Genomic DNA, 21794 nt, shown 5'->3' with positions numbered 1-21794 from the left:
CGCCGGTCCACGCCACCCGCCGACGGCGGCCCCGGATAGGCTGCCACCCATGGCAGGCACCGCCGGGCAGACCCGGGACACCCCGTCGGGGGTTCCGGCTGCGCGTTCCGCCACCCCGGCCGGCACCAACCCGGACAACGCCGCACCGGACAACGCCGTACCAGCCGGGCAAGTCGACCGGCATGACTGGGCGAGCACGCCGCTCGGTCGGTCGGATGGTTGGGATCCTGCGGTACGGGCAGCGGTCGAGTTGGTGCTCGCTTCACCGGTGCCAATGGCTCTGGTCTACGGCGACGACTTCCTGATGATCTACAACGACGCCTACGCGGAGCTGCTCGGTGCCAAGCACCCGGAGGCGTTCGCCCAGCCCGCCGCCGCGGTGTTCGCCGACGCGTGGCACCGGCCGGGCGTCGGCGACGTGGTGGCACGGGTCTACCGCACCGGCGAACCGTTCCTCGAGTCGGAGGCCGTGGCACCGTTTGGCACCGGCGAGTCGGGCCCGTTCGGCGGTACGGCATTCACTCGTGGCTACTCGGCGGTCCGGGACAGCGACGGGCGGATCGTCGGGATGCTCTCAGTCGCGACCGAGACCGGCACCATCACCCACCGGTTGCAGAGCCTCAGCGAGCTGACCTCGGCATTGGCCGGCACACTCACCCTCGACGACGTCGCCCGGGTCGCGCTGCGGTACGGCCTGGCCTCGCTCGACGTCGATCAGGTGGCGCTCGGCATCGACGACGGTGGCGGGTGGCGGGTGGTCCGCCGGGTCCGCGGTGAGCTGCTCGACGAAGCCGACGAGCGGTTGCCTCCGGTGTGGCGCCGCATCCCCCGGGACGCGGCCACCCCGTTGGCCACCGTCGCCGGCACCGGTGTCCCCCGGTTCACCGGGGAGGGCCGGCCGCTCGCCCGGTACGCCACGGACCGGCACGACGAGCTGGTGACGGCGCTCGCCGCCCTGCCGCTGCGAGCCGGATCACTACGCGGTGGAATCACCTTCGGGTACCGAGATCCACATTCGTGGGCGCCGGCCGAACGGGCACTGCTTTCGGCCGTCGCCGAACTGGTCACCCAGGCGGCCGAGCGAGCCCGGCGGTTCGAGACCCAGCATGGTACGGCTCAACTGCTGCAGCGCAGCATGCTGCCGGAGCAGTTGCCGGACCTGCCGCTGCTGCGGTTGGCCGCACGCTACGACCCGGGGGTGGACGGCAATTCGGCCGGCGGCGACTTCTACGACGCGTTCCGGCTTCCCGATGGCGGGCTGGCCGTGGTGCTCGGCGATGTCGTCGGGCACGATGTGCGGGCAGCGGCGCTGATGGGCCAGGTCCGGGCCGCGCTGCGCGGGCTCGCGCTGGCCGAACCGGAGCCGACGGCGGTGCTGAACGGGCTGGACCGGCTGGTGCACAGCCTGGGCGCGGAGAGCCGCAACGAGGAACTGTTCGTGACCGTGCTGTACGGGGTGCTCGATCCGGCGACCGGCGGGTTGACCGTGTCCAGCGCTGGTCATCCCGCTCCGCTGATACGACGCTGGTCGTCGACCACCGCGAGCGCCGAGTTCGTCCCGGTGCCGCCCGGGCCGCCACTCGGTCTGGCCGGGCCACGGCGACCGACCCGGGTCGAGCTGCGCCCCGGCGACACGCTGCTGATGTTCAGTGACGGCGTGGTGGAACGACGCGGTCAGGATCTCGGCGACGGGATGTCCGCTCTGGCCGCAGCCGTCGCCGAGACCAGCACCAGCGATCCGCGCAATCTCTGCGCGGTGGCCAGTGCGGCGGTGCCCGGTACCACCGACGACGACGTGGCGGTACTCGCGGTGGAGCATGCGGCCGCGCCGAGCCGGTCGGCGGGGTTGCTGGTTCCTGCCGAGCCGATCGCACCGAGCCGAGTACGGCACTGGTTGGCCGGCCAACTGGCCGGGTGGCAGGTTCCCGAGTCGGTGATCGGGCCGGCGGTGCTCTGTGCCAGCGAGTTGACCACGAACGCCCTGCTGCACGCCGGCACCGAGGCACGGGTCGAGATCGATCTCAGCCAGGAGCGGCTACTCGTCTCGGTAGCTGACAGTGGCACCCGGGGCACGGTCAGTCGGGCGCACATCGACACATTGAGTAGCCGCGGCCGGGGTCTGGGTCTGATCGAGCAGTTGAGCGACACCTGGGGCACGGACCCCTCGGTACGGGGTTCAACCGTGTGGTTCGAGATCATGTTGCCGATCGACTCGTAACTCCGATGTTTACCCAAAGTGACATCAATTGGGCCATTCAGCCGAGTCGCAGCGGGCGTCTCCGTGGCGTAGGGTAACTGACTACGCCAATCGGATAAACGACGCGAAGAGGTACAAAGCGGTGCGAATCAGAGGCTACGCCACGGGAACCCCCTGCTGGTCCGAACTACGCACCAGCGACACCGCGGGTTCGAGCGACTTCTACCACGGACTGTTCGGGTGGAAGCCGGTTGACGAGCCGAACAGCACCGGTGTCGAGTTCCACCTGCGAGACATGGCCGTCGCTGGGCTCGCCCCGCCCCTCGCCGCAGGCCAGCCGGCGGCCTGGCTGACCTACCTCGCCTCGGACGATCTGGCCGCGACAGTCGAAAGCGTGGCCCGGGCCGCCGGATCGACACTCTCACCGCCCGCCCCGGTTGCCGAGCGGGGCCACTTCGCCCTGATCGCCGATCCGCAGGGTGCCGTGTTCGGGCTCTGGCAGCGGAGGGCCTTCCCGGGCGCGCAGGTGACCGGCGAGCCCGGCGCTACCTGCTGGAACGAACTCGCCACCCGGGACGTGGCCGGTGCCGGGGCCTTCTACGGCTCGGTTTTCGGGTGGACCACGCGACCCAGCATCTACAGCGAAGGGTCCGGATACCAGGAGTGGTTGCGGGAGACCAGTGAGGTGGCCGGGCTGATCGAGATGGGCGAGATGTACCCGCCGCAGGTTCCGGCGCACTGGCGGACGACCTTCGAGGTCGACGACTGCGAGGCGGCGGTGCAGCGCTGCCAGGCGCTCGGCGGAACGGTCTCCTTTGGTCCGTACCAGGCTGGTCCGGGTACCTACGCACAGTTGACCGACCCGTTCGGTGCCGCGTTCGGGATCATCGCCGTGCGTCCGGAGTTCCGCACGCCGCTCGACTGACCCGACTGCCGGCCGCGTCTGATATTTCACTTTATACCGCCTTTGGGGCAGTTGGCGTCACAAGCTCTTCACATATCAGCAACATCCCCGTACGGTGGTCGATATCCATGGGAGCGCTTCCACTGAACGCTCTCAATATATCGTCCCTATCCGGAGGGAGCACGCATGCGCAGAAGATCTGCGCTCACCGCAGTTGGCGCCGCCGCCGTCATGGCGTTCACAGCGGCCACCGCGGTCGGTGTCGGGCTGCTGCAGCCCACGGCAGCCCAGGCCGCCGACTCCGCCTTCTACGTCGACCCGGACACCTCGGCCGCTCGCTGGGTGGCGGCGAACCCCGGTGACTACCGGGCGAATGTCATCCGCGACCGGATCGCCTCGGTGCCCCAGGGCCGCTGGTTAACCCAGTACAACCCAAGCGAGGTACGCGGCCAGGTCGACGCCTTCGTGGGTGCCGCCGCCGCGGCCGGCAAGATCCCGATCATGGTGGTCTACAACATCCCCAACCGCGACTGCAGCAACCACAGCAGCGGTGGCGCGCCCAACCACAGCGCCTACCGGCAGTGGGTCGACCAGGTCGCGGCCGGGCTCGGTAACCGGCCCGCATACATCGTGCTCGAGCCCGACGTGCTCGCCCTCATGGGCACCTGCATGAGCCAGTCGGAGCAGGCCGAGGTACGCGCCTCGATGGCCTACGCCGGCAGGGCGCTCAAGGCGGGATCGTCCCAGGCCAAGGTGTTCTTCGACGCCGGACACTCGGCCTGGCACGCCCCGTCGACGATGGCGGGCCTGCTGGTCGGTGCGGACGTGGCGAACAGCGCGGACGGCATCTCCAGCAACGTGTCCAATTACCGCAGCACCAGCGAGGCAGTCAACTACGTCAAGGCGGTCATCAGCGCCACCGGTGCCAACCACCTCACCGCGGTCATCGACACCAGCCGTAACGGCAACGGCCCGCTCGGCTCCGAGTGGTGCGACCCGGAAGGTCGGGCCATCGGCACGGCGAGCACCACCAACACCGGCGACAGCAAGATCGAGGCATACCTCTGGGTGAAACTGCCCGGCGAAGCTGACGGCTGCATCGCAAACGCGGGCCAGTTCGTACCGCAACGGGCGTACGACCTGGCGATTGCGGCCGGCCCTGTGCCGACCACCGCACCGCCGACGACCGCACCGCCCACCACGGCTCCACCGCCCACCACGGCACCCCCGCCCACCACGGCACCCCCGCCCACCACCGCTCCGCCGCCCACCACGAACCCGCCGGCCGGCGCCTGCAGCGTCAGCTACACCACGAACCAGTGGCCTGGCGGCTTCACCCGGGATGTCCGGATCACCAACACCGGTGGCTCGGTCAGCAGTTGGACCCTCGCCTTCACCGCAGGATCCAACGTCAGCCTGAGCAACGGCTGGAACGGCGACTGGTCCCAGTCCGGCAGCCAGATCACGGTCCGCAACGCTGCCTGGAACGGCTCACTGGCCTCCGGTGCCACCGTCAGCATCGGCTTCCAGGGGACCTTCTCCGGCAGCACCCTGCCGCCGCTGAGCAACATCACCCTCAACGGCGCGGCCTGCGCGAGCTGACGCCCAAGTCAGGATCCCCAGGTACACTTCGGCCCCTCCCGGCATCGGGAGGGGCCGAAGTCCGTGCGGGGACCGGGTTACCCGGGCGGCTCACCGGGCACTCCTGCCGAGGAGAGGAGGCCAAACATGACCAGATCCACGACCCGTACGGATAATCCGTCGCCGGGCATGTTCGGCGACACCGCCAACTTCCCGGCCAGCAACCTGCCGGCCGGACCAGCCGGACCAGCCACCGCACCCGGTGCCGCGCCACAGAACGGCGGTCCCGCACGGACCAGTGTGACCGTCGCCAGCCATCCGGACTACGCCTCCGCGCAGCGCGCCGTCGACCGGCTGTCGGACAACCGGTTCCCGGTGGAACGCACCGCCATCGTCGGCACCAACCTGCGGCTGGTGGAAGAGGTCACCGGCCGACTCACCACCGGCCGGGCAGCGTTGGCCGGCGCGGGCACCGGCGCCTGGTTCGGACTGTTCATCGGCCTGCTGATCGGCATCTTCGCGGTGGTGAACTGGCTGGGCATCATCGTCACCGCCGTGGTGATCGGTGCGGTCTGGGGTGCCGTGTTCGGTGCGGTGGCGCACGCGATGACCGGAGGCCGGCGGGACTTCTCCTCCCGCAGCCTGCTACAGGCCAGCCAGTACGGCGTGACGGTCGACGCCGAATACGCCGACCGGGCCCACCAGGTGCTACGGGAGTCGACCCAGCAGGCCGGACGCACATCCCGTTGACGAGGGCCGGCCCCAGCCGGCAATCACGAGTGGCGGGGCGGGACGGCACCCCGGGTGTTGTCCCGCGCCGCTCCGGCACCCCACCACCTGCCGGCACCTCCGGCACCCCACCACCTGCCCGTGCCTCCGGCACCCGTCACTTTGCTATTCCCAGGAGGGTGTTTGGGCGGGGCCGGCCGGGTACCCGGTTGCTGCGGCGACACCCACAGATGGCACAGCTCCGGGATTCACGGACGCGGCCTGGCGCCTACCGTCATTGTCGAGATGCCAGGGCAGCACGCTGAGGAGGCACGATGAGCACCGAGATCGTAACCCCGGATCCCCAGCAGACCTACTCGAACCGGACCGTCCAGAGTGAACAGGGACTGCTCCTCGCGGTCCTGGTGATGGTGGTGCTGGGCGTACTCGGGGTGTTCCTGGTGTCCTGACCGCCCAGTCCGGCTGTCAGCACGTCGGTGAACTCAACGTGGCAGCTGCTGACCGGTGCCGTGCGGGACGTCGACCGCCGGCACCACCCCCAGTCGACCTGCCTGGTAGTCCTCGAACGCGGCGAGCAGCTCCGCCCGGGTGTTCATCACGAACGGTCCGTACCGCGCGACAGGTTCCCGGATCGGCCGACCGCCCATGACGTACACGTCGAGCTGCGGTACGCGGCTGTCCTGTCGGACGTCGGCGGCGATCCGCAGCGTGTCGCCGGGCCCGTGGACAGCCAGTTGACCGGTGTGCACGGGCCGCAGATCGGGGCCGACGGATCCCCGACCACCCAGGACGTACACCAACGCGTTGAAGTCGGCCCGCCAGGGCAGGTCCACCTGCGCCCCCGGCTGCACCGTCAGATGGCTGATGGTGATCGGGGTGTGGGTGGAGCCGGGACCGTCGTTCCCGGCGACCGAGCCGGAGATCACCCGGATCAGCGCTCCTCCGTCCGGGGTGCTGAGCAGGGCGACCTGGTCGCCCCGAATGTCCTGGTACCGGGGCGAAGCAAACTTCTTCGACCGGGGCAGGTTGACCCACAGCTGGAGACCGTGGAAGAGCCCGCCGCTGGCGACCAGGTGTTCCGGTGGTGCCTCGATGTGCAACAGTCCGGAACCGGCGGTCATCCACTGGGTGTCCCCGTCGGTGATCGTGCCCCCACCACCGTGCGAGTCCTGATGGTCGAAGATCCCGTCGATGATGTACGTGACAGTCTCGAAGCCGCGGTGCGGGTGCCAGGCGGTGCCCTTCGGCTCACCCGGCGCGTACTCCACCTCGCCCATCTGGTCCAGGTGCAGGAACGGGTCGAGCTCGCCGACCGGCACGCCGGCGAACGCCCGGCGGACGGGGAAACCCTCGCCCTCGAAGCCGCTGGGGGCGGTGGTGACCCGGTGGACCGGCCGGATCGTGCCGGCGGCCGGATCGTGGGCCGGCAGGCGCGGCAGTACGAGTACGTCGTCGACGGTGATGGCTGGCATCGGAGTCCTCATTTCCGGACGATATGCGCTTTGCGCTGGTTTTCCGGGCGATGTGCGCGTTGCGCTGGCGGCCGCGTCATCGACTCCGACCAGACATCCACCGGTTGCAGCGTACGCTCTGATCAAGGGTTCAACCATCCACCGGACGTGACGGGGTCGCTCCCGGCAGCCGGTGCGACGATTGCGTCCGACGGGTACCAATGGGCGATAGGTGACCATCGGACGACTCCGGCTACAGGAGAGATTGGCTGCCGGCTCAGCTACCACATCGAAGCGCCGGCCACACTGGTACTGCAGGTCACTGCGTACCGGCCGGCCCCGCCGGCCCGGTTGGTGGCGAGCACCGCGGACGGCGACGACGTTGCCGTGACGGAGATCGACGGGAGCTGGGCCGCCGGCGGCCGTCAGCATCTGGTAAGTGCACCGGTCGGAGATCTCACGGTCTCGTACCGCGTGACCACTCTGCCGCCTCCGGCGTCGGACCAGGCCCCGGCAGCGGCCGGGTCAGCGGTCAGTCAACTGGATCGCGTCATCTACACCCGGCCGAGCCGCTACTGTCCGTCGGACCGGATGACGGGATTCGCGGCCGCCCGGTTCGCCGGCTACCCCGACTCCGTCGACTCCCTCCGGGCGATCTGTGACTACGTCCACAGCCGGACCTCGTACACGGCCGGGGCGAGCGGGCCCGGCACCGACGCCGCCGAGACGTTGCTGAGCGGGGTCGGCGTCTGCCGCGACTACGCACACCTGACGGTGGCGCTCTGCCGGGCCGTCGACATCCCGGCGCGAGTGGTCGCGGTCTACGCACCCGGCCTGGCTCCGATGGATTTCCATCTGGTCGCCGAGGCCGCCGTCGGTGACCGGTGGTACGTGTGGGACGCGACCCGGCTGGCACCCCGGCCCAGCATGGTGCGGATCGCGACCGGCCGGGACGCGGCGGATGTCGCCTTCGCGACCGCCCTCGACGGCGTGTCGGAGCTGACCGGGATGTCCGTCCTCGCGGTCGCCCCAGGCGACCTACCGGTCGACGAGCACGAGGCGCTGGTGGCGCTTCATTGACCCTGAACGGGGTAACCGGGGCCCGGAAGCGGTGCGAGTGCACAGCGAAATGTCCGACTTGATCTGTCATGGGCGATAAATACATCGTACTTTCGGCTAGCTTTTGATTGACCGACCGGGTTAGTGTTGGAGGCCGAAAGACCCTAGCGGACACAGCAGAACGCACCACTTTCCATATCCGCGGACGAGGTGCAGGGAGGACCACCATGACCGCGACACTGACCGGACACCGCACGGTGACCGAGCCGACGACACTTGCCGAGCCGAATACAGTGGACCGGACGATGACACCGGACCGGACGATCACAGCGCCGGCCACACTGGACCGGCGGGTGACCGCACCGGAGGACAGCGCAGCCGATCTGCTGGCCGCGATGGCGGCGCTGCCGCCCGGTCACCCGTCCCGGGAGGCACTGCGCGACCGAGCCATCGAGGCATGGCTTCCGCTGGCTCAGCACCTCGCCCAGCGCTACAGCGGCCGGGGTGAGCCAACCGACGACCTCGCTCAGACCGCAGCCGTCGGCCTGATCAAGGCCATCGACAAGTTCGACCCCGCGCGCGGCGTCGACTTCGCCGGCTACGCGATCCCGACGATCATCGGTGAACTGAAGCGGCACTTCCGGGACCGGACCTGGGACATCCGGGTGCCCCGCCGGCTGCAGGAGCTACGGCTGAGCATCTCGGAGGCGAACAGCACCCTGCTGCAGACGCTGGGCCGGTCACCGACGGTCGCCGACATCGCCGCACACCTGCGGATCACCGAGGAGGAGGTGCTCGAAGGCCTGGAAGGTGCCCGCGCGTACAACGCGGTGTCGCTGTCCACACCGACCGGCGACGGCGAGCGCGCCACCGAGTTGGCCGACATGCTCGGTGCCGAGGACCGCGAGTACGAGCTGGCGGAGCTGCGGGTCGCGCTCGGCCCAGCGCTGGCCACCCTCGACGAACGCGAGCAGCGCATCCTCACCCTGCGCTTCTACGGCAACCTGACCCAGTCGCAGATCGCCGATCAGATCGGCGTGTCCCAGATGCACGTGTCGCGGTTGCTCGCCAGGGCACTGACCAAGCTCCGCGGGCAGTTGCAGTCGACGTACTGATCGGCCCGATCGGTGGGTCCGACGGTGCCCGCCGCCTGGTTGCGACCCACGCTGAAGGCTCCCACCGGCTGCGGCCGGCCCCGACCTCCCGGGCCGGCCGCAGCCGGCGTCTCGGCGACCGTTACCCGGTGATGTCGCCGGTGACTTCGGTGATGTCGCCGATGACCACGGTGATGTTGTCCGGCCCGCCGGCCCGGATCGCCAGGTCGACCAGCCGCTGCGCGCCCGCCTGCGGGTCGGCGTAGGTGGCCAGGACCTCGGCGATGCTCTCCGCCCGCACCACGTTCGACAGCCCGTCGCTGCACAGCAGCCAACGGTCGCCGGTCTGCGGTTCGAAGACCTGGTAGGCGGGGTTGACGTTCTCCCCCTGTAACGCCTGGGTGACCACCGCTCGGCGCGGATGGCTGGCGGCCTGCTCGGCAGTGATGACGCCCTCGTCGACCAGCATCTGCACGAACGTGTCGTCCCGGGTGACCTGCTCCAGCGCGCCGCCCCGCAGCAGGTACGCCCGCGAATCGCCGATATGTGCCAGTGCGATCGCCACGCCGGACCCGGCGAAGAGCAGGGCGGTCAGGGTCGTTCCCATCCCCTCCCGCGCCGGATCCTCGGCTATCGCCTGCCGGATTCCGGCGCTGGCGGTCTCGACCGCCGACTGCAGCCTCGGTACCAGTTCATCGTCCGCGACGGCCGCATCGAGCGGGGCGATCGCCTCGATCGCGATCTTGCTCGCCAGATCCCCGGCGGCCATCCCACCCATGCCGTCGGCGACGGCGACGAGCCAGTCGCCGGCGTGCACGGAGTCCTGGTTCCCGCTCCGGATCAGGCCGCGGTCGGTCACCGCCGCGGAACGCAGCTTCAGGGTCATGGCTGGCAGCCTGCCAGGAACAGGGCCGAAATGTCTCTAGTAGATCAGCATGCAGATGTTAAAGATCATGGAGAATCACAGCCGCCCGCTGGGCATAAACTACTAAATACCGCATAACGGACACCTAGCACCGGTCGCGCGACCCGCCACACATGACGTGATTGACACGCCGGTAACGCCCTGGCAACATCGTCTCAGATCAATGGGAGCGCTCCCAGTCCCCCGCGCGGAAGGAACCCCGTGACCCGATCCAGACGACGCCGGACGGTCGCGCTGCTCGCCGGCACCAGTGCCAGCGTCCTGGCGTTGACCACCCTGACCGTGACGACGGCGTACGCCGAGGAACGCGAACATATCGTCAACGGCACCTTCGACGACGGAACAGCCCCCTGGTGGGGCACCGAGAACGTCACCCTGGCCGCCACCGACGGCCAACTGTGCGCCAGCGTGCCCGGCGGCACCACCAACCCGTGGGACGCCAGCATCGGACACAACGGCATCGAACTCATCGACGGTGCCGCGTACCGACTGGCCTTCACGGCCGCCAGCGACGTTCCCGCGTCCGTACGGGCAAACGTTCAGCTCAACGCGGAGCCCTACACCACCGTGCTCAGCCGCGAGCTCGACCTCGTGCCAGACGCCGAGACGTTCACCTACGAGTTCACCGCCAACCTCGACTCCCCCGACGGCACCCTCACCTTCCAACTCGGCGGCGGCGCCGCCGACTACACCCTCTGCCTGGACGACGTCTCGCTGCTCAGCGACGACACTGTCGGTCCCCCACCCGGCGGGCCGGAGCAGATCACCAACGGCGACTTCAGCAACGGCACCGACAGCTGGATCAGCTACGGCACCACCAGCCCCCGGGTGGTCGACGGACGGCTCTGCGCCACCGTCCCGACCGGGCTGGCCAACCCGTGGGACGCCGGCATCCTGCAGGAGGGCCTGCCGCTGATCACCGGCGAGGAGTACACCATCGGCTTCACGGCGTCCGCCGAACCGGCCGCCGCCGTACGGGCGGTGGTCCAGCTCGGTGCCGACCCGTACACCGGCTACTTCGGCCGCGACCTGGCGTTGACCGCCGAACCCTCGCGGGTCGAGGCGACCTTCGTCGCCAGCGAGGACACCGAACGGGCCCAGCTCGCCTTCCAGGTCGGCGGCAACGCCGACGAATACACCTTCTGCCTGGACGACGTCTCGCTGCGCGGCGGCGAGGAGGAGCCGCCGTACATGCCGGACACCGGGCCACGGGTACGGGTGAACCAGGTCGGCTACCTGCCCGGCGGACCCAAGAACGCCACCGTCGTCACCGACGCCACCGAGCCGCTCGACTGGCAACTGCACGACGCCGACGGGACGGTCGTGGCCAGCGGCACCAGCACCGTACGTGGGCTGGACAGCGCCTCCGGCGAGCAGACGCACAGCATCGACTTCTCCGCGTACCGGGGCACCGGCACCGGGTTCACCCTGGTCACCGACGGCGAGACCAGCTACCCGTTCGCCATCTCCGGCGACATCTACCAGCAGCTGCGCTCCGACGCGCTGCAGTTCTTCTACATCCAGCGCAGCGGCATCGCCATCGACGCAGACCTGGTCGGCGAGGAGTACGCCCGCCCCGCCGGCCATGTCGGCGTCGCGCCCAACCAGGGCGACATCGACGTGCCGTGCCAGCCCGGCGTCTGCGACTACCGACTCGACGTACGCGGCGGCTGGTACGACGCCGGCGACCACGGCAAGTACGTGGTCAACGGTGGCATCGCCACCTACCAGCTGCTCAGCGCGTTCGAGCGGACCAAGACCGCGCCCAGCGCCGACGGCGGGGCCGGGCTCGGCGACGGCACCTTGCGGGTGCCCGAGCGGGACAACGGCGTGCCGGACATCCTCGACGAGGCCCGCTGGGAGCTGGAGTTCCTGATGCGGATGCAGGTGCCGGCCGGTGAACCGCTCGCCGGGATGGCGCACCACAAGATCCACGACCGGAACTGGACCGGCCTGCCGCTGCAGCCGGAGGACGACCCGGAGCTGCGGGAGCTGCACCCGCCGTCGACCGCAGCCACGCTGAACCTGGCGGCCGTCACCGCCCAGTGCGCCCGGCTGTACGCCCCGTACGACACCGCGTTCGCCGACCAGTGCCGGACTGCGGCGACGACGGCCTACGCGGCTGCCAAGGCCAACCCGGCCCGGCTCGCCGACCCGGCCGACGGCAACGGTGGCGGCGCCTACAGCGACGGTGACGTCAGCGACGAGTTCTACTGGGCGGCGGCCGAGATGTACCTGACCACCGGCGAGCAGAGCTACCTCGACGACGTCACCGCCTCGCCGCACCACACCCGGGACGTCTTCGACGCGACCGGCTTTGGCTGGGGCTCCACCGCCGCGCTCGGCCGGCTCGACCTGGCCACCGTGCCGAACGGGCTCGCCCCGCAGGAGCGGGACCGGATCCGTGCCTCGGTGGTGGCCGCCGCCGACTCCTACCTCGATACCGGGGACGGTCAGGCGTACGGGTTGCCGATGCCAGGCAACCGGGGTGCCTACTTCTGGGGTGCCAACAGCAACATCATCAACAATGCGGTGGTGCTCGCCACGGCGTACGACATGACCGGGGACACCGGGTACCGCGACGGTGCCGTGCAGGCGATGGACTACATCTTCGGTCGCAACGCGCTGAACCACTCGTACGTCACCGGCTGGGGCTCGGTGTACCCGCGCAACCAGCACAGCCGAATCTTCGGCAACCAGCTCGACCCGGACCTGCCGATCCCGCCGGCCGGGTCGATCGCCGGCGGTGCCAACGCCGGCCTGGACGACCCGTTCGCCCGGGACCTGCTGGAAGGCTGCGCGCCGATGTTCTGCTACGTCGACGACATCGAGTCGTACGCGACGAACGAAGTGGCGATCAACTGGAACTCGGCGTTGAGCTGGATCGCCTCCTTCCTGGCCGACCAGGGCGACGCGGTGCCGGCACCGGCGCCGTTGAGCTGCCGGGCCGAGTACATCAACTACGGCAAATGGGCCGGCGGCGGAGGCTTCACCGCCCAGGTCGACATCACCAACACCGGGGACGCCACAGTCGACGGCTGGACGGTCCGCTTCGCGTTCACCGGTGACCAGCGGCTCCGGGAGGCGTGGATGGCCAAGGTCAGCCAGAGCGGGGCGACGGTGACGGCCCGCAGCGAGACCTACAACGGCCGGCTGGAGCCCGGCGAGACGGCAATGTTCGGGCTGAACGCCACCACCGCCGGCGGAGCCAACCCGGCACCGGAGCTGATCACCGTCAACGGGGTGGCCTGCTCCTGAACCTGTGCTGTTGGCCGACCCGCCGCTGCGCCGCGAGCGGCGGGTCGGCCACCAGCCGGCCGGCCCACCGCTCGCCCGGCCGACCGGCGGACGGACCCACCCGTCCCCGTCGCCCTCGGGTGGCCGACGGAGACCCGCCCGAGGGCCGGACAGATCGTCGACAGCGGACGGTGGCCATCGGACGGCTGCGGGTCAGCTCCTGCATCGCCTGCGCCAACAGCTCCTCCAGCGCGACGCCGAGCGCCCGGCAGATCGACGCCAACATCTCCGAGGACGGTTCCTTGCGTCCACGCTCCAGCTCCGACAGGTACGCCGTGGACAGGCCGGCGGCGCGGGCGACGTCCTGCAGGGTGCGACCCTGGTCCTGCCGGAGCCGGCGCAGCACCCGCCCGATGACCTGTCGCAGCAGCATCGAAAGTCTCCGTCCTGGCTCGCCCGGTCAGCTGGAGACGCCACCGGCGGACAGCTGCGCAGTGGTGGCGATCACCTGGTCGATGATGCCGTACTCGCGGGCCTGCTCTGCGGTGAACCACCGGTCCCGGTCGGAGTCCTGCTCGATCTCCTCGCGGGTGCGCCCGGTGTGGAACGCGATCCGCTCGATCGTCGTCCGCTTGATGTGCAGCATGTTCTCCGCCTGGATGGCGATGTCGGCGGCGCTGCCGCCCATCCCGCCGGACAACTGGTGCATCATGATCCGGGTGTGCGGCAGGGCGTACCGTTTGCCGGGCGCGCCGGCACAGAGCAGGAACTGTCCCATCGACCCGGCGAGACCGAGGCCGACGGTCGCCACGTCGTTTCCTATGTAGTGCATCGTGTCGTAGACCGCCATGCCGGCACTGATCACGCCGCCCGGCGAATTGATGTAGAGGAAGATGTCGCGCTCGCTGTCCTCGGCCGCCAGCAGCAACATCTGCGCACAGATCGTGTTGGCCGAGGTGTCGTCGACCTGGGTGCCGAGAAAGATCACCCGCTCCTTGAGCAGCTGTTGGAAGACCTGGTCGCCGAAGCCGGTGGTCGCGCCGTCCGCAGCCATCGCGGGACTGGTGTGCCGCATCAGTGACGCCCCTCTCGATCACGGTGATGTGGCTACCAGCTTCGACTGGCGACGGTCCGGACCGCTGCCCTTTCTGCTGACAGGAGATCTGCTGTGAGCAGAAGGCGATCCGAGCGCCGTCCACGGGGTACGGCCCTCCGGCCGGGCCGGAGGGCCGTACCCCGTGGCTCAGTCGAGCAGCTCGGCCACCGTGCCGGCGGCCACCGTACGGCCGCCCTCACGGACCGCGAAGCCGAGCCCGACGTCCATCGCGACCGGCCTGCCCAGCTCCACCGTCACCTCGACGGTGTCGCCCGGCATGGCCATCGTGCCGTCGGCGAGCCGCACCGACCCGACCACGTCCGTGGTACGGAAGTAGAACTGCGGCCGGTAGTTCGCGAAGAACGGCGTGTGCCGGCCCCCCTCGGCGGTGGTCAGCACGTACAACCGGGCCCGGAACCGCTGGTGCGGCGTGACGCTGCCGGGCACCGCCACCACCTGGCCCCGCTGCACCTGGTCCCGCTTGACCCCGCGCAGCAGTACGGCGGCGTTGTCGCCGGCCTCGGCGGTGTCCAGCGACTTGCCGAACGTCTCCAGCCCGGTCGCCACGGTCGACAGGGTCGGACCGAGTCCGACCACCTCCACCGGGTCGCCGAGCCGCAGGGTGCCCCGCTCGACCGCGCCGGTCACCACGGTGCCCCGACCGGAGATGGTCAGCACGTTCTCGATCGGCATCAGGAACGGCTCGCCCAGCTCGCGGGGTGGCACCGGGACGTACCGGTCGACCGCGTCGAGCAGCTCCACGATGGAGTCCACCCAGCGCGGGTCGCCCTCCAGCGCCCGCAGCGCCGACACCCGGACCACCGGCACCTGCTCGCCGGGGAACCCGTACTCGGTGACGAGGTCGCGGACCTCGAGCTCGACCAGGTCGAGCAGTTCCGGGTCGTCGACCGCGTCGGCCTTGTTCATCGCCACCACCAGGTACGGCACCCCGACCCGACGGGCCAGCAGCACGTGCTCGCGGGTCTGCGGCATCGCCCCGTCGAGCGCGGAGACGACCAGGATCGCCCCGTCCACCTGCGCCGCCCCCGTGATCATGTTCTTGACGAAGTCGGCGTGGCCCGGCATGTCCACGTGGGCGTAGTGCCGGGTCGCGGTCTCGTACTCGACGTGCGAGATGTTGATGGTGATGCCCCGCGAGACCTCCTCCGGCGCCCGGTCGATGCCGTCGAAGGACACGAACCGGTTGGCCGCCGGGTCCCGGTCGGCGAGAACCTTGGTGATCGCGGCGGTCAGGGTGGTCTTGCCGTGGTCGACGTGACCCATGGTGCCGATGTTGAGGTGCGGCTTCGCCCGCACGAACTGACTCTTCGCCATGATGATCTTCCAGGGATGGGAAACGAGCTGGCGGACGACGAACGCGGGCGGGTGCCAGACCGCCCGACCGCGTCAGAACCACGCCGCCCGGCGCGCCCGTCGACGGGCAGCGCCGGAAGGACCGGGCCACCCTCCTCCGTGGTTCTGCCGCAGCGGGAGGAGGGTCAGCCTCGGGTATCAGCCAGCCACGCGCACACGACGGCGGCGCCCGGCAGGTGAAGACCTGCGGGCCGCACAGCGCCGACGGTGCCGAACATGGTGGTCACGCTAGCCGGTAACGCCGGGCCGGGCCATCGAATTCCGGCTCACACCAACGGCGAGACCCCGGGTCGCGCGGACGGCGCGAGCCCCGCGTCACTCGAACAGTGAATGCCGTACGCCCGGTTGCTCCCGCCGGCGGGCCCGGCGACGACGCTGGACGACGACCAGGTCGACCACGGCGATCACGGCCAACACCCACAGCACGACCGCGCCGGCGGTGAGGTCGGCCCGCCAGGCGAGCGCCCCGAGCACGGTGCAGAAGACCAGCCCGAAACCGGCCATCGCCAGCCGCAGATTCAACGCGCTGTAGGCGTGACCGACGGTACCCCGGGCCCTGTTGGGCTGCGACTTCGTGGCCATCCCCGGGCTGTACCCGGCAGACACCGGGCCGTAACCTCGCGAACGCGCCCGTTGAGGCTCGACGACGAGCTACCGACGTCGGCCCGCACCACCAGGTCGGGCTGAGCACCCCTACTCATCCGGACCGGCCGGTCCGGCAGGAAGCTGAGCCGATGAACGTTTCGTCGCGACCGGAGTGGCCCGTCCCCCGGGTCGGCATCACCGGGGTCGGCGTCAGCCTCCCCGACCGTACCCTCACCACCGCCGACCTGCAGGACCGGATCACCGCCGCCAGTGACGTCGCACTGCCACCCGGCCTGTTCGCCACGATGACCGGCATCGGACAGCGCCGGGTCGCCGCCGACGACGAGTACGCCTCGACGTTCGCGGTGCGGGCCGCCCGGCGGGCGCTCGACACCGCCGGACGCACCGCCGACGACGTCGACCTGCTGCTGTTCGCCTCGGCCAGCCGGGACATGGTCGAGCCGGCGACCGCGCACATCGTCCAGGCCGAGCTGGGTGGATCGGCGCACGCGGTCGACGTCAGCAACGCCTGCAACAGCTTCATCAACGGCATCGACCTGGCCCGGTCGATGATCGTGGCCGGACGGGCGCGGCGGGCGCTGGTCGTCACCGGTGAGACCCCGACCCGGGTCATGCGTCCCCGGCTGGACAGCATGGCGCAGGCCCGGTCGTCGTTCGCCGGCTACACGTTCGGCGACGGCGGGGCGGCGGTGCTGGTCGAGCCGGTGTCAAACGGCGGGATCGTCGACGTCGACACCGAGACCCGGTCCGGGCACTGGGCGGTCGGTGGCATCTTCGGCGGTGGCTCCCGGCATCCGCGCGGTGACGAGCACACCTACTTCCACGGCGACGGGCACGCCCTGCGGTCGGTCTTCGAGCGGATCGGCACCGACATCCTGGACCGGGTTCGGCGGCGCACCGGCTGGGACTGGGTCGACTACGAACGCGTCCTGGTGCACCAGGTCAGCGTGCCGTACCTGGAACGCTTCATCGAGGTCACCGGGGTGCCGAAGGAGAAGCTGGAGGTGACGGTCACCGAGTTCGGCAACCTGGCCAGCGCCACCCTCGGCGTGCAGCTGGCCCGGATCGACGCCGGACTGCGCAGCGGCGACCGGGTGCTGGCGGTCGGCCTCGGTGGCGGGGTCAGTGTGATGACGATGGTCTGGGAGAAGCCGTGACCCGGGCGGTCGAGCAGCCACCCGCCGCACCGGCGGCGGCCGGTGCGGGGCCGCTGTGGGTGGTGGTGCCGGCGTACCAGGAGCAGGCCCGGATCGGTGCCACGCTGGCCGCGCTAGCCGACCAGACCGACCGGGACTTCACCCTGGTCGTGGTCGACAACGGCTCCACGGACGGCACCGCCGCCGTGGTCGAACGGTTCGCCGCGGCCGCGCCGTTTCCAGTCCGGCTGCTGCAGGAACCGCAGAAGGGCGTCGGCGCCGCGGTCGACACCGGTTTCCGGTACGCCATCGCGCACGGCGCCCGGTGGCTGGCCCGCACCGACGCCGACTGTCTGCCGCACCCCGGTTGGGTGGCGGCGGCCCGGGCCGGGCTGGCCGGCGGTGCCGGGCTGGTCTGCGGCGCGATCCGGGCCCGCCGCGACGAGCACGGCCCGCTGGGTCGGGCCGGGTTCCGGCTGCTGGTGCTCCTCGCCGCGGCGTTCGGTCGGCTGCGGCCGGCACACCGACGCGGCGACGGCTACCTGGCGCCGTACCGGATGCACGCCGGCAACAACATGGCGGTCACCACCGAGCTGTACCAGGCGTGCGGCGGCATGCCGCGCCGGCCGTCACCGACCGACCGGACCTTCCTCAACCGGGTACGCAGCAACACGTCGGCGATCATCCACCGCCGGGACATGGTGGTGGAGAACTCGACCCGGCGGCTGCGGGCGTACGGCCTGCGGCGCACCGCCGCCTGGTACCTGGACCGGGGTGCCGGCCCGTTGACCGAGGATCCCCGGTGACCGCACGCCGGGACGGAGGCCGCTGATGCTGGACCGACTCGCGGCCACGTTGCGCGCCGACCCGCACCGGCCGGCGGTGCTGACCGCCACGGCACTGACCGGCCGCTGCCGGGTCCGGGCCACCACCGGTGACCTGACCGGTCTCACCGACCGGTACGCCGCCACGCTGGCCCGGCACGGGCTCGCCGCCGGGGACACCCTGGGCTTGGCGGTACGCCCGGGCCTCCGCTCGCTGGCGGTACTGCTGGCCGCGTACCACCTGGGGGTGCGGGTGGCGGTGCTGGACCCGACGGCCGGTCCGGATGTGCTGACCGCCCGGCTCGCCGTGGCCGAGCCAGCGTTGGTGCTGGCCGACTCGGTGGCGCAGGCGGTGGCCGGCTGGGCCGGTCCGCTGGCCCGCCGCGCGCACCTGGCGCTGCCGGATCTGACCCGGATCGCCCCGGTCCGTACGGTCGGGCGCCGGTTGCCGGGCTGCGCGCCGGCGCTGCCGGCGGGCACCGGCCCGCTACCAGCGGCGTTCGACGGCGACGGTGACGCGGTGATCGTCTTCACCTCGGGGACGACCAGCCGGCCACGGGCGGTGGTGCACACCCGGGCCGGGTTGTCCGCCGGGATGCGGGCGGTGACCGGGCTGGTCGGCCCGCAGCCCGATGTGCCGGTGCTGGGCGGCACGTTCTTCGTGCTGGTGCCGGCGTTGGCGGCCGGCGCGCCGGTGGCGTTGCCGGCCCGGTCGCCGTCGCTGCTGGCCCGGCAGCTGATCCGGCTGCGGCCGCAGGCGACGTACCTGACACCACCGCAACTGCGCGCGGTGCTGGAGCACTCGCCCCGACTGACCGGGCGGGTGTTCAGCGGCTCGGCCCCGGTCAGCGCCGCCCTGCTGGGCCGGGTCAAGCGGGCCGGCGCGGACCGGGCGTACGGGGTGTACGCGCTGACCGAACTGTTCCCGGCCGCAGCCGTTGAGGAGGCCGACAAGCGCGGGTACGCCGCCGACGGGGACCTGGTGGGCCGGCCGCTGGCGGGGGTGACCGCCCGGGTCGACGACACCGGGCAGGTGCGACTGTCCGGTCCGGGGCAGGCCGACCGGTACCTCGGCGAACCGCCGATGGCCGAGGTGGCCACCGGCGACGTCGGCCGGCTCGACGGCGACCGGCTGGTGCTCGCCGGCCGGTGCAAGGACATGGTGCTGCGGGCGGCGGAGAACATCTACCCGGGCCTGTACGAGCCGGCGTTGCACGTGCCGGGGGTGGCGTTGGCGGTGCTGGTCGGCGTGCCGGCCGACGACGGGGACGAACGGCTGGTGGCCGTGGTGCAGCCGGAGCCGGGCGCCGACCGGGCCCGGCTGCGGGTCGCGTTGCGGCCGGTGCTGGACCGGATGGGATCGGCCCGGCCGGACCGGGTGGTGTTCGCCCGGGTTCCGCTGGCCGGGCGGTCCCGCAAGCCGGACCGGCAGGCGGCGGCTCAGGTGGCGGCGCAGGTAACGGCGCGAGCTGCGGCGCGGGTGGCCGGCGATGGATGAACAGCGACCGACCCGGCGGGGCCGCCGCCGGGACCGGCTGGTCTACCTGGGTAGCCATCCGGTGCTGTTCGCCCTGTTGGCGGCGACCCGACGCGCGCCGGTGCGCCGGATCGGCCGGACCGTTCTGGTGCACGACGCCGCGCCGTTCGCCCAAGCGCTGCGTCGGGTCCCGTTGGACCGCTCGGCCGAGCGGACCACCGCCGGGACGGCACGCCGGGCCACCGGCGGCGATGGGTTCCTGTTCGACCAGGACGGCGCCGGGCACCGGCGGACCCGCCGGGCCGCCGCGTCGGTGTACGGCGCCGACGGGGTCGTCCGGCTACGCCCGGTCTGGCTGGACGTGCTGCGGCGGCGGCTGGTACCACTGGGCGACGGGGCCGAGGTGGATGTCGTCGATCTGGTGGCCGAGCTGGCCGGGGCGAGTACCGCCGCGATGCTGGACGTGTCGGTGTCGGCGCACGCGTTGACCGCCGCGGCCAGGTCCGCTGCGGCGCACGCAGCCCGAGAGCATCTGCCCGGGCTGCGCTGGCCGGGCCGGGCCGCCCGGGACCGCGCCGCCACGGCGTCGGCCGCCGCCGAGCTGGCCCGGCTGCTCGGCGGTCCGGCGGACGAGGCGGCCCGGGCCGGCATGTTGGCCGTCGCCTCGGTCAACACCACGGTGGCGGCGATCCCCCGGGCCGTCGCCTGGTGTGCCGACGACCGGCTGTGGCCGGCGGCGGACCGCGCCGACTCGCGGGCCGTGCTGGTGTCGGAGCTGCTGCGGGTGACCGCGCCGAGCCCGGTGCTGCCCCGGGTGGTGGCGGGTGCCGCCGAGCTGGCCGGCACCGCCGGACGGGCCGGCAGCCGGTTGCGCTCGGGTACCCGGCTGCGGGCCGGCGACCGGCTGTTGCTGGTCGCCCGGCACGCGGCCCGCGCCGATGCGCCGCACCCGAATCCGGATGTGCCGGTGCCGGTGGCGGTCGGGCATCTGGTGTTCGGCACCGGGGCGCACCACTGCCCCGGTGCCCGGCTGGCCCACGCCCAGCTCGACGATGTGCTCGCCGCGCTGGCCCCGTACCGGCCGGTGGTGACGGGGGCGCGGGTGGACCGGCGTTCGGCGCTGCCGGGCTGGGCCCGGCTGACGGTCCGGGCGACCCGGTGGTGAGCATCCGGCTGGCCGGGCTGCGGGTCGCGGTGACCGGTGCCAGTGGCTTCTGCGGATCGGCGGTGGCACGGGCCGCCGCAGCGGCCGGTGCCGAGGTGGTGGCGGTGGGCCGTCGACCCGGCCCGGTGGGTCGGCACGTGCCGTGGGACGCCGCCCGGGAGGTTCCAGACCTGCGGGGCGTCGACGTCGTGGTGCATCTGGCGGCGGCGGTCGGGGATCCGCCGCCGGGCGCGGCGGCGGAGGCCGCGTACCACGCGGTGAACGTGGCGGGCACGGCCCGGCTGCTGCGGGCAGCGGCCGACCGGCCGGTGGTCTGGGTGAGCAGCGCCAGCGTCTACCGGCCGGGTGGACACGGCACCGTGATCCGCGAGGATCACCCGACGGACGGCCAGCGCACCGGGTACGGGCGGACCAAGGCCGCCGGGGAGCGGCTGGCGTTGGCGGCCGGTGCGGTGGTGCTGCGGCCCAGGGCGGTCTACGGGGCCGGTGACCCGCATCTGCTGCCCCGGCTGCTGGCTGCGGTCCGGCGGGGTCGGGTGCCGGTGCCCGGTCCGGACGTTGCGATGAGCCTGACGGCGGTGGAGAACCTGGCGGACGCGTGCCTGGCGGCGCTGAGCTGGCCGCCGGGTCCGTTCAACGTGGCCGACGCGACGCCGTACGCACGCGACGCCGTGGTCGCCGGGGTGCTTGCGGCGGCCGGCCGGCCGGCGCGGCCGCTGCGGGTGCCGGTGCCGGTGGCGCTGGGCGCGGCGGTGCTGGTCGATGGTGCGGCCCGGCTGGGGTTGCCGGGCACCGGCCGGATCTCCCGGTACGCGGTGGAGCAGTTGGCGTACGGCACGGTGCTGGATCTGGATCGGGCGTACGCCCAGGGGTGGGTGCCCCGGCGGGCCCTGCCCGGTTTCCTGGCGGAGCTGTCGACCGGCCCGGCCCGGTAGGTAT

The 21794-nt window shown here is 71.7% G+C and carries 19 protein-coding genes; 13 read left to right on the top strand and 6 right to left on the bottom strand.

All coding sequences use genetic code 11. From position 1 onward, the window contains the following. Window positions 1-49: 49 nt before the first annotated feature. The 5 genes from O7610_RS04165 (at window position 50) to O7610_RS04145 (ending at window position 5860) form a co-directional block, all read left to right on the top strand. Window positions 50-2218, top strand: a complete 2169-nt coding sequence (locus O7610_RS04165; protein ID WP_281554432.1) for an ATP-binding SpoIIE family protein phosphatase — start codon at window positions 50-52, stop codon at window positions 2216-2218. 121 nt (window positions 2219-2339) lie between these two features. After that, complete coding sequence (locus O7610_RS04160) at window positions 2340-3122, top strand: VOC family protein (RefSeq protein ID WP_289212688.1); 783 nt, start codon at window positions 2340-2342, stop codon at window positions 3120-3122. A 165-nt stretch (window positions 3123-3287) separates the two neighbouring features. Further along, window positions 3288-4703, top strand: coding sequence for a glycoside hydrolase family 6 protein (locus O7610_RS04155; RefSeq protein WP_281567363.1), 1416 nt, complete (start codon window positions 3288-3290; stop codon window positions 4701-4703). Window positions 4704-4829: 126 nt separating this feature from the next. Beyond that, entirely contained in the window at window positions 4830-5432 is a 603-nt protein-coding gene (locus O7610_RS04150; protein WP_281554429.1) for a YflT domain-containing protein, read from the top strand. Window positions 5433-5725: 293 nt separating this feature from the next. After that, on the top strand, window positions 5726-5860 hold the full coding sequence (locus O7610_RS04145) for a hypothetical protein (protein WP_281554428.1): 135 nt from the start codon (window positions 5726-5728) through the stop codon (window positions 5858-5860). Between the two features lie 33 nt (window positions 5861-5893). On the opposite strand, the gene O7610_RS04140 is transcribed toward O7610_RS04145, so the two are convergent. Beyond that, the gene (locus O7610_RS04140; RefSeq protein WP_289213564.1) at window positions 5894-6883 is read right to left on the bottom strand and encodes a pirin family protein; all 990 of its coding nucleotides are present in this window, start codon (window positions 6881-6883) and stop codon (window positions 5894-5896) included. A gap of 570 nt (window positions 6884-7453) precedes the next feature. On the opposite strand from O7610_RS04140, the gene O7610_RS04135 reads away from it, so the two are divergent. Together O7610_RS04135 and O7610_RS04130 are read left to right on the top strand one after the other, a co-directional pair. Next, entirely contained in the window at window positions 7454-7942 is a 489-nt protein-coding gene (locus O7610_RS04135; RefSeq protein WP_281554426.1) for a transglutaminase-like domain-containing protein, read from the top strand. 284 nt (window positions 7943-8226) lie between these two features. Then, a complete protein-coding gene (locus O7610_RS04130; RefSeq protein WP_281555542.1) occupies window positions 8227-9036 on the top strand; it encodes a SigB/SigF/SigG family RNA polymerase sigma factor in 810 nt (269 codons plus the stop codon). Window positions 9037-9157: 121 nt separating this feature from the next. On the opposite strand, the gene O7610_RS04125 is transcribed toward O7610_RS04130, so the two are convergent. Further along, window positions 9158-9901, bottom strand: coding sequence for a PP2C family protein-serine/threonine phosphatase (locus O7610_RS04125; RefSeq protein ID WP_281554425.1), 744 nt, complete (start codon window positions 9899-9901; stop codon window positions 9158-9160). Between the two features lie 240 nt (window positions 9902-10141). Here O7610_RS04125 and O7610_RS04120 point away from each other — a divergent pair, with 240 nt between their 5' ends. Continuing rightward, a complete protein-coding gene (locus tag O7610_RS04120) occupies window positions 10142-13198 on the top strand; it encodes a glycoside hydrolase family 9 protein (protein WP_289212687.1) in 3057 nt (1018 codons plus the stop codon). Here the strand turns inward: O7610_RS04120 and O7610_RS30825 are convergent. From O7610_RS30825 to O7610_RS04100, 4 genes are all read right to left on the bottom strand, one after another. Then, window positions 13176-13610 carry a helix-turn-helix domain-containing protein gene (locus O7610_RS30825; RefSeq protein WP_502959076.1) on the bottom strand — a complete coding sequence of 145 codons (435 nt, stop codon included), beginning with the start codon at window positions 13608-13610 and terminating at the stop codon, window positions 13176-13178. The two genes, O7610_RS04120 and O7610_RS30825, sit on opposite strands and share 23 nt — an antisense overlap. Window positions 13611-13637: 27 nt before the next feature. Next, the gene (locus O7610_RS04110; RefSeq protein ID WP_289212686.1) at window positions 13638-14252 is read right to left on the bottom strand and encodes an ATP-dependent Clp protease proteolytic subunit; all 615 of its coding nucleotides are present in this window, start codon (window positions 14250-14252) and stop codon (window positions 13638-13640) included. 168 nt (window positions 14253-14420) lie between these two features. After that, complete coding sequence (tuf, locus tag O7610_RS04105; protein ID WP_289212685.1) at window positions 14421-15608, bottom strand: elongation factor Tu; 1188 nt, start codon at window positions 15606-15608, stop codon at window positions 14421-14423. 354 nt (window positions 15609-15962) lie between these two features. Further along, window positions 15963-16229 (bottom strand): DUF6343 family protein, encoded by a 267-nt coding sequence (locus O7610_RS04100; protein ID WP_281554421.1) that lies wholly within the window; start codon window positions 16227-16229, stop codon window positions 15963-15965. Between the two features lie 152 nt (window positions 16230-16381). Here O7610_RS04100 and O7610_RS04095 point away from each other — a divergent pair, with 152 nt between their 5' ends. The 5 genes from O7610_RS04095 to O7610_RS04075 are packed head-to-tail and all read left to right on the top strand — an operon-like array spanning window position 16382 to window position 21790. After that, window positions 16382-17410, top strand: coding sequence for a 3-oxoacyl-ACP synthase III family protein (locus O7610_RS04095; RefSeq protein ID WP_289212684.1), 1029 nt, complete (start codon window positions 16382-16384; stop codon window positions 17408-17410). Further along, window positions 17407-18195, top strand: coding sequence for a glycosyltransferase (locus O7610_RS04090; protein ID WP_281554419.1), 789 nt, complete (start codon window positions 17407-17409; stop codon window positions 18193-18195). Before O7610_RS04095 ends, O7610_RS04090 begins: the two co-directional genes overlap by 4 nt. Before the next feature lie 25 nt (window positions 18196-18220). After that, window positions 18221-19711 (top strand): class I adenylate-forming enzyme family protein, encoded by a 1491-nt coding sequence (locus tag O7610_RS04085; protein WP_281554418.1) that lies wholly within the window; start codon window positions 18221-18223, stop codon window positions 19709-19711. After that, window positions 19704-20855, top strand: a complete 1152-nt coding sequence (locus O7610_RS04080) for a cytochrome P450 family protein (RefSeq protein WP_281554417.1) — start codon at window positions 19704-19706, stop codon at window positions 20853-20855. Before O7610_RS04085 ends, O7610_RS04080 begins: the two co-directional genes overlap by 8 nt. Then, window positions 20852-21790 carry an NAD-dependent epimerase/dehydratase family protein gene (locus O7610_RS04075; RefSeq protein ID WP_289212683.1) on the top strand — a complete coding sequence of 313 codons (939 nt, stop codon included), beginning with the start codon at window positions 20852-20854 and terminating at the stop codon, window positions 21788-21790. The genes O7610_RS04080 and O7610_RS04075 overlap by 4 nt, the downstream gene beginning before the upstream one ends. Window positions 21791-21794 lie beyond the last annotated feature (4 nt).

Origin of the sequence: Solwaraspora sp. WMMA2065, from assembly GCF_030345075.1 — a bacterium.
Lineage (GTDB): Bacteria > Actinomycetota > Actinomycetes > Mycobacteriales > Micromonosporaceae > Micromonospora_E.
Note: the sequence above shows the minus strand (reverse complement) of the source record. Positions and strands in the feature narration are given on the sequence as shown.